The following is a 7,671-nucleotide window of genomic DNA, read 5'->3' on the forward strand; positions in this document are numbered from 1 at the left end:
GAGGAGTGGGGCGAGCATGGGCACCATCGCAGTTCACGAGTTCATCGCGCTGGACGGCGTTTATCAAGACCCGGGCTGGACGTTCGAGTACGGCTTCGACCCGAGGATGGGCGAGACCCTTGGCGAGATCACCGGCTCGGCGAAGGCGATCCTCCTCGGGCGAAGGACCTACGAGATGTTCGCCCCCGCGTGGTCGACCCGCACGGTCGAGGACGACCCGGGCGCGCCCTTCTTCAACGACACCCACAAGTACGTCGTGGGCGCGACCGAGCCCAACGTCGAATGGGGACCCTCGACGCGTCTCGGCGCCTATGATCCCGAGGCCATCCGCCGGCTCAAGGACGAGATCGACGGCACGATCTACATCTCCGGAAGTGGCACGCTGGTGCGCGGGCTCCTCGCCGACGGGCTGGTCGACGACCTGCACCTGTTCGTCTATCCGGTCGCGCGTGGCACCGGAGACCGCCTCTTCCGCGACGGCGTCGACCCGACGAAGCTGCGCCTCAAGTCGACCGACGTCTACGACAACGGCGTCGTCCACCTCGACTACGGCCCAGCCTGACCGGTTGCGCGCACGGGCCTGTCGCGTCGGCGGTCACGCGGCGGCAGGCTCGACCACCCGACCCCCGGTCTCGGCCCGAGACTCCGTGAGCCGGGAGTAGCGGCCACCAAGGGCCAGCAACGACTCGTGGTCGCCGAGCTCGACGACCCGGCCGCGGTCGAGGACGGCGATCTGCTCCGCGTCGCGGATCGTCGACAGGCGGTGGGCGACGGTGATCGTCGTCCGGCCGGCCATGAGCCGGTCGAGGGCCGTCTGGAGCTCGCGCTCGGTCGCGTTGTCGAGGGCGCTGGTCGCCTCGTCGAGCACGAGCACGCGCGGGTTGCGCAGCAGGGTTCGGGCGATGGCCAGACGCTGCTTCTCGCCGCCGCTGAACCGGTGGCCGCGTGCTCCGACGACCGTGTCGAGACCATGTGGCAACCCGGCGACGAGCGCGGCAACCTGGGCCACCTCGAGAGCTCGCCATAGCTCCTCGCCGGTCGCCTCCGGTGACGCGAGCAGGAGGTTCTCGCGGATGGAGGCGTGGACCAGGTAGGTCTCCTGGGTGACGACGCCGACCATCCGGGCCAGGTCCTCGGGAGCGAGGTCGCGCAGGTCCACCCCGTCGATCGTCACACGACCGCGGGTCGGGTCGGCCAGCCGTGAGACGAGACCGGCCAGCGTCGACTTGCCCGAGCCGGTCTCCCCGACGAGGGCCAGCGTCGTGCCCGCGGCCACGTCGAGCGTGACGTCGTCAGCGGCATACGTCTCGCCGTCGTACGTGTGGCTCACGTGCTCGAAGCGCACGTCACCACGCAGCGACGCGAGGTCGACTGCAACCGGATGCCTGGGCGGCTCGACGTCGACGGGGAGATCGAGGTAGCCGAAGATCCGGCTGAAGAGGGCCATCGAGGTGATCCACGAGGCGCCGACATCGAGCAGGCCCATGAGGGGACGGAAGATCCCCGCTTGCAGGCCGGTGAAGGCGATGAGTGTGCCGATCGTCATGCCGCCCGAGGTCGCGGGGAAGCCGGCGGCGAGGTAGATGAGGGCAGGGATCGCGGCGAAGATGATCTGCATCGTCGCCATCCGGTAGCGCCCGGCGAGCTGCGAGCGCAGCTCGAGGTCGACGAGGTCGGTCGACGTCGCGGTGAAGCGATCCGCGGCACGCGCTGACGCGCCGAGGGTCTTGATGAGTGTGGCGCCGCTGACGGTGAGGCCCTCCTCGACCTGACTGTGCAGGTCGGCGAGGCGGCGCTGTCGCTGGGTCGTGATGTCGCGGCGGAGCAGCGCAACCCGACGGGTCGTCCAGATCGCCGGCGGGATGACGATGAGCGAGAGCAGGGAGAGCCGCGGGCTGAGCGCCACCATCGCGACGGCGGTGGCGATCGCCGTCGTCACGTTGCTCGCGATCGACGTCGCGGTGGAGGTGATGACCGACTGCATGCCGGAGATGTCGTGGGTCAGGCGGGACTGCACCTCCCCGCTGCGCGTGCGGGTGAAGAAGGCGACCGACTGGCGCTGCAGGTGGCGGAAGACATCGGTGCGCAGTCCGTGCATGACGCGCTGGCCGACAGAGGTCGTCATCCACGTCTGGACCACCCCGAGCAGCTGCGTCACGACGGTGACGGCAAGCATGCCGCCGACAGCCCAGAGGAGCAGGCGCACATCTTGGTGCGGCAGGGCGTCGTCGATGACGGCGCGCAGCAGGAAGGGCTGGGCCATCGAGATGATCGAGATCGCGACGATGATGAGGGTCACGATGGCCACGGGCGTCCGATGTGGGCGGAAGAGCGCGACCACGCGGCGAAGCGAAACGGGGGACTCGGCGAGCTGCGCCTTGTCCTGCGGGTCGACCCTCTCCGGGCCGCGGCCCCCGCGACCGCCCCGGTGCTCCAGTTGATTCATGTGGTTACCTCCATACATTCACGTGCTGAGGTTACCTCATTAAGTGCCTGCCTCCAAGTTGGCCGTATGCCGCTGGGCTTGGTTACGCTCGCGGCCATGAGGTCCCAGCGTGGCGGAGACGACGACCCGGGGCTCGACGAGCTGCTCATGGGCGCGGCGCGAGCGCTCCGTCGGCGCTGGTCCGCCGGCCTGAGTGACATCGCCGGGCTCGAGCTGTCGCCGCACGAGGCGAGGGCGCTGCGGACCATCGGGCACCACGGACCGACCCGGCTCGGCGTCGTCGCGGAGCACCTGCGCATCGCTCCGCGGTCGGCCACCGATGTGGTCGATCGTCTCGAGTCCCGTGGCCTCGTGGAGCGCGCCCCGGACCCCTCCGACCGCCGAGCGATGACGGTCTCGCTCACCGAGCTGGGGACAGACGTGCTCGCCCAGACCGACGAGCTCCGCAAGGAGGGGGCCGCGGACTTCTTCGGGGCCCTCACGCCAGCTCAGCGGCATACGCTCGCGGCGTTGTTGCTCAAGCTCGACACCGAGCCCGGCCGACACGGCAAACCTAGGATGGGGCCATGAACGTCGAACTCGGGCTCGATACCTTCGGCGACATCGCCAACGGCCCCGACGGGCAGCCGCTGCACCCGGCCGTCGTCATCCGGGAGGTGCTGACCGAGGGCGAGCTCGCGGACCGGTTGGGCCTCGACTTCTTCGGGGTCGGCGAGCACCACCGCCGGGACTACGCCATCTCCGCGCCGGACACGGTCCTCGCCGCGCTCGCCGCCCGGACGGAGCGGATCCGGCTCGGTACCTCCGTCACCGTCCTCTCCTCCGACGACCCGATCCGCGTCTTCCAGCGGTTCTCGACCGTGGACGCGATCTCGCGCGGCCGCGCCGAGATCACCGTGGGGCGCGGCTCGTTCATCGAGTCGTTCCCCCTCTTCGGGCTCGACCTGGGCGACTACGAGACCCTCTTCGACGAGAAGCTGAGCCTTCTCGCGGCCGTCGTGGCCGAGCAGCCGGTGAAGTGGGAGGGGACGATCCGGCCACCCGTTGACGTCGAGTTCGTCCAGCCCGCAACGGAGTCCGGCCACCTGCCCGTCTGGGTCGGGGTCGGCGGCACTCCGCAGTCGGTCGTCCGGGCCGCCCACTACGGCTTCCCGGTCGTCATCGCCATCATCGGTGGCTCCGCGCGGCAGTTCGCCCCCCTCGCCGACCTCTACCGCCGTGCGCTCGCCGAGCTGGGCAAGGAGTCCCGACCGGTCGGAGTCCACTCGCCCGGTTACGTCGCGGCCACGGACGAGCAGGCGCAGGAGGAGTTCCTGCCACACTCGGTGGCCTACATGAACAAGCTCGGACGGGAGCGCCGCTGGGCCCCGATGACGATGGAGCAGGCCAGGCAGCAGCTCGGGCCGGACGGCGCGATGTACTGCGGCTCGCCCGAGACGGTGGCGCAGAAGATCGCCGACACGATGCGCGTGCTCGGCGCGACACGCTTCCAGCTCAAGTACTCCGTCGGGACGCTCCCGCACGACAAGCGCATGGAGAGCATCCGCCTCTACGCCACGGAGGTGGCTCCGCGGGTCCGCGAGCTGCTCGGGTGAGGATCCTGCTCCTCGCGATGGGCTCACGAGGAGACGTCCAGCCGATGCTGGCCCTCGGGGAGCGCCTGCGCCGCGAGGGGTGGGCCGTGGCGGTCGCTGCTGCCGCAGACTTCGGGCCGTTGGTCGCGCGACACGGTCTCGACTTCGAGCCCTTCTCGTTCGGCATCATGGAGGGGGTCCGGAGCGAGCTCGGCCAGAAGTGGCTCGGGGGCACCAGCACGAGCCCCCAACGCGAGGCGTACCTCATGCGCAAGGTGGTCCGCTACCTCGCGGAGCCGCTGGCCGACGACCTCGTGCGGCTGGCCGACAAGGCCGATGCCTTCGTCTCGGGACCGCTGACCTTCGAGGCGATGGAGGTCCTCGCGAGGCGGGCCGGCAAGCACCACGTCTTCGCCATGTTCCAGCCGACCTGGCCCACGGCGCAAGGGGCCTCGGCGACCTTCGCGTTGCGTCCGCGAGCGACGTCGATGCTCAACAGGCTCTGGGGATGGGCGGCGGCCTACGCGGCCTGGGATGTCGTCCGCTCCACCGGCGGCGTGGTCCGGCGCCGGCTCGGCGTGGTGCAGGAGTCGTTCCGTGAGTACGTCGGCGCAGCGAAGGCGGTGCCGACCCTCCTGGCGGTCAGTCCGCGGATCGTGCCACCCGCTCCGGAGTGGGGGCCGAACCTCGTTGCGACCGGGTTCTGGTTCGTCGAGCGGACGACACCGTGGGAGGCGCCGCCGGACCTGGCCAGCTTCCTCGCCAGCGGGTCGCCACCGGTCTACCTCGGGCTCGGCTCGATGGCGACAGCCGACCCGGGCGAGGTCGTGCGGCACTTCGCGACCGCCCTCGAGCGGCTCGGTCTGCGCGGCGTGCTCGACGCCGGTTGGGGTCGCCTGCGCGCCAAGGACCTTCCCGACACCGTCCTCCCCATCGACGGAGTGCCGCACGACGTGTTGTTCCCGCAGCTGTCCGTCGTCATCCACCACGGCGGTGCGGGCACGACGGCGGCCGCACTGCGCGCTGGGGTCCCACAGGTGGTCGTGCCGCACATCGCGGACCAGCCCTATTGGGGCCGTCGAGTCCACGAGCTCGGCGTCGGCGCCGAGCCGATCCATCGCAAGCACCTCGCCGCGGACCGACTCACGGCCGCCATCAGGTCCGCCTTGGACCCCGAGGTCGCGAGGGCGGCCACCGTCCTCGGAGAGGGCATCCGCACGGAGGACGGTGTCGGCAACGCAGCCGCCGCGATCCGCGCGGCGCTCGCGAAGCCAGCTCAGCGGCATACGGCCTGAAGGGGTGTGAACTCAGCCGGGCGTGCTCTGGAGGAAGGTGAGCACCGCGGCCACGCGGCGGTGGACACCCGTGTCAGGGAGGGACAGCTTGGTGAAGATCGAGTTGACGTGCTTCTCGACCGTGGAGGAAGACAGATAGAGAGCCTCCTCGATGCCGCTGTTGGTCTTGCCGAGGGCCATCTGGCGGAGGACGTCGAGCTCGCGGGGAGAGAGGGCTGCGACGGGGCTCGTGGCGCCGCGGCTGCGCCTGCGCACCAGCGTGTCGACGATCTCTGGGTCGATGACCGAGCCGCCACCGCGGACCTCGGTCAGGGCATGGACGAGGTCGTCGAGGTCGCCGACCCGGTCCTTGAGCAGGTAGCCCAGGCCGGCGGAGCCGTTCTTGAAGAGGGCCAGCGCATAGCTCTCGTCGGTGTGCTGGGAGAGGACGACCACGCCGATGCCCGGGTGCGTGGCGCGGATGGTGTGGGCGGCCTCGATCCCCTCCATCTGGTGCGTGGGCGGCATCCGGATGTCGGTGAGCACCGCGTCGGGGGAGAGGCGCCGCACGGCGTCGAGCAGCTCGGTCGCCGTGCCGACGCAGGCCAGCACCGTGATCTGGCCGGAGTCCTCCAGGAGTCGGCGCAGCCCCTCGCGGACGAGGTAGTTGTCCTCGGCGATGACGATCCGTAGCGGTTCAGACACGCGCCGCCTCCCGTGGCTGCTCGACGGGCAGATCAATGGGCAGGTCGACGGTGAGCCGGGTGCCGTGCCCCGGAGTGCTCGTGACGCTGACGCGTCCCCCGACGACACCCACCCGGTCACGGATGTTGGCCAGACCGCCGGGCGAGCCGTTGCGGGAAGCGAGGTCGAATCCCGTTCCGTCGTCGGAGACCTCGACCCGCAGGCTGCTGGGCGTCGTCGACACGGCGACACTTGCGTGGGTGGCTCCTGAGTGCTTGGCGACGTTGGTCAGCGCCTCTCGCACGGTGTAGAAGGCGATTGCCTCGATGTCCGCGCCCCATCGCCGATGCCGCACGTCGTCACTCGCGACGATGGTGAGCGGGATCGGATAACGCGCCGTCCGAGACTCGATCGCCGGGATGAGCCCGTTGTCCGTGAGCACCTGGGGATGGATGCCCTGGGCAAGCTCGCGGAGGTCGCTCAGCGTCTCCCGCGCCTGATCCTGCAGCTCCGCGAGCTCCGTCTGGTGCAGCTGGCCGCGGCCGAGGCGGTTGCGGGCCAGCCGTAGCCCCGCGATCAAGGCGACGACGCTCTGCTGGATGCCGTCATGGAGGTTGCGCTCGATCCGGCGTCGCTCCTCGTCCTGTGCGGTGATGAGCCGGGTGCGGGACGCGGTCAGCTCCCTGAGCTGGTCGGCGAGCTCGGCGGTCAGCCTGACGTTCGCGACCGCGGTGGTCGCCTGGCGCGCCACCGTCTCGAGCAGGCTCAGCTCGGCCAGGCCGTACGCACCGCTGCGGGCTGGGCCCAGGTCGATGCGGCCGATGACGAGCTCTCCGCGTGTCAGGTCGAGCCCGATCGCCGGCTCACCCGACACCGTCCCGGCGACGGCGTCCGGGGTGTCGACGGTGCGGCCGTCGGGTGCGGCGAGACGGATGCGCACCCACGTTGCACCCAACCCGTCACGGACTCCCCCCGCCAGACGGCTCAGCACCTCGTCGACGTCAACGGCCTGCTCGAGCCGGGTTCCGAGGTCGCCAAGGAGCCCGAGTTGCTCGTGGTGGTCGCCGAAGACGGCCCGTCGGATCCAGCTGGAGAGCCAGCCACGCACCGGCAGCAGGAGCACGGCGATGCACGCCGTGAGCAGGACGGCGGTTGCGCTGGGTACTGCCCGCGAGAGCAGCACGCCGGGGACGGCGACCGCCCAGGCATACATGATCGTGATGAGGGTGGTCGACGACTGCATGACCACGCGGCCGCGGTCTGCCATGGCGATGTCGTAGGCCCCATAACGCAGGATCCCGTGGATGCCCGCGACGGGCAACGCGAGCATGCACGTTGCTACCAGAACGGTCACCGCGGTGCCGAATGGTGTTCCGTTGATGCCGATGATGGTCGATGTCTCCCACAGCATGTACATGACGAGGGTGCTCGTGACGGCGATGACCATGAGTCGCATCTGTCTGCGCCGGGCGGCACCGCTGAAGAGGCCGCGCCAGTAGAAGACGATCAGTGCGAGGAGGGGGATCACCCACCACTCGAGCAGCACGTGGTCGACGAAGGGCTGGAGGGGGTCGAGCGCGGGAACCACGTAGGGATTGGGGATGGGCGCGACGTCCAGACCGATGTACTCAGGTAGCACGACGTGGTCGTGGGTCAGCAGAGTGGCCGGTCCGACAAGTACTCCCAGCCACAC

The 7,671-nt window shown here is 70.2% G+C and carries 7 protein-coding genes; 4 read left to right on the forward strand and 3 right to left on the reverse strand.

The window, feature by feature from the left end:
• On the forward strand, positions 1–562 hold a 562-nt coding region (locus VIR15_RS10585), incomplete at its 5' end, for a dihydrofolate reductase family protein (RefSeq protein ID WP_331927442.1).
• A gap of 33 nt (positions 563–595) precedes the next feature.
• On the opposite strand, the gene VIR15_RS10590 is transcribed toward VIR15_RS10585, so the two are convergent.
• Positions 596–2,446, reverse strand: a complete 1,851-nt coding sequence (locus VIR15_RS10590) for an ABC transporter ATP-binding protein (RefSeq protein ID WP_331927443.1) — start codon at positions 2,444–2,446, stop codon at positions 596–598.
• A gap of 96 nt (positions 2,447–2,542) precedes the next feature.
• Here VIR15_RS10590 and VIR15_RS10595 point away from each other — a divergent pair, with 96 nt between their 5' ends.
• From VIR15_RS10595 to VIR15_RS10605, 3 genes are read left to right on the forward strand one after another with little or no spacing between them, the layout of a single operon-like run.
• Positions 2,543–3,016 (forward strand): MarR family winged helix-turn-helix transcriptional regulator, encoded by a 474-nt coding sequence (locus VIR15_RS10595; protein WP_331927444.1) that lies wholly within the window; start codon positions 2,543–2,545, stop codon positions 3,014–3,016.
• Positions 3,013–4,041, forward strand: a complete 1,029-nt coding sequence (locus VIR15_RS10600) for an LLM class flavin-dependent oxidoreductase (RefSeq protein ID WP_331927445.1) — start codon at positions 3,013–3,015, stop codon at positions 4,039–4,041. Before VIR15_RS10595 ends, VIR15_RS10600 begins: the two co-directional genes overlap by 4 nt.
• Complete coding sequence (locus tag VIR15_RS10605) at positions 4,038–5,315, forward strand: glycosyltransferase (RefSeq protein ID WP_331927446.1); 1,278 nt, start codon at positions 4,038–4,040, stop codon at positions 5,313–5,315. The genes VIR15_RS10600 and VIR15_RS10605 overlap by 4 nt, the downstream gene beginning before the upstream one ends.
• 12 nt (positions 5,316–5,327) lie before the next feature.
• Here VIR15_RS10605 and VIR15_RS10610 read toward each other — a convergent pair whose 3' ends face one another.
• Positions 5,328–5,999 carry a response regulator gene (locus tag VIR15_RS10610; protein ID WP_331927447.1) on the reverse strand — a complete coding sequence of 224 codons (672 nt, stop codon included), beginning with the start codon at positions 5,997–5,999 and terminating at the stop codon, positions 5,328–5,330.
• Positions 5,992–7,671: sensor histidine kinase (locus tag VIR15_RS10615; protein WP_331927448.1), on the reverse strand; the 1,680-nt coding region annotated here is incomplete at its 5' end. The genes VIR15_RS10610 and VIR15_RS10615, both read right to left, overlap by 8 nt.

It is taken from the genome of Intrasporangium sp., assembly GCF_036566125.1.
Taxonomy (GTDB): Bacteria; Actinomycetota; Actinomycetes; order Actinomycetales; family Dermatophilaceae; genus Intrasporangium.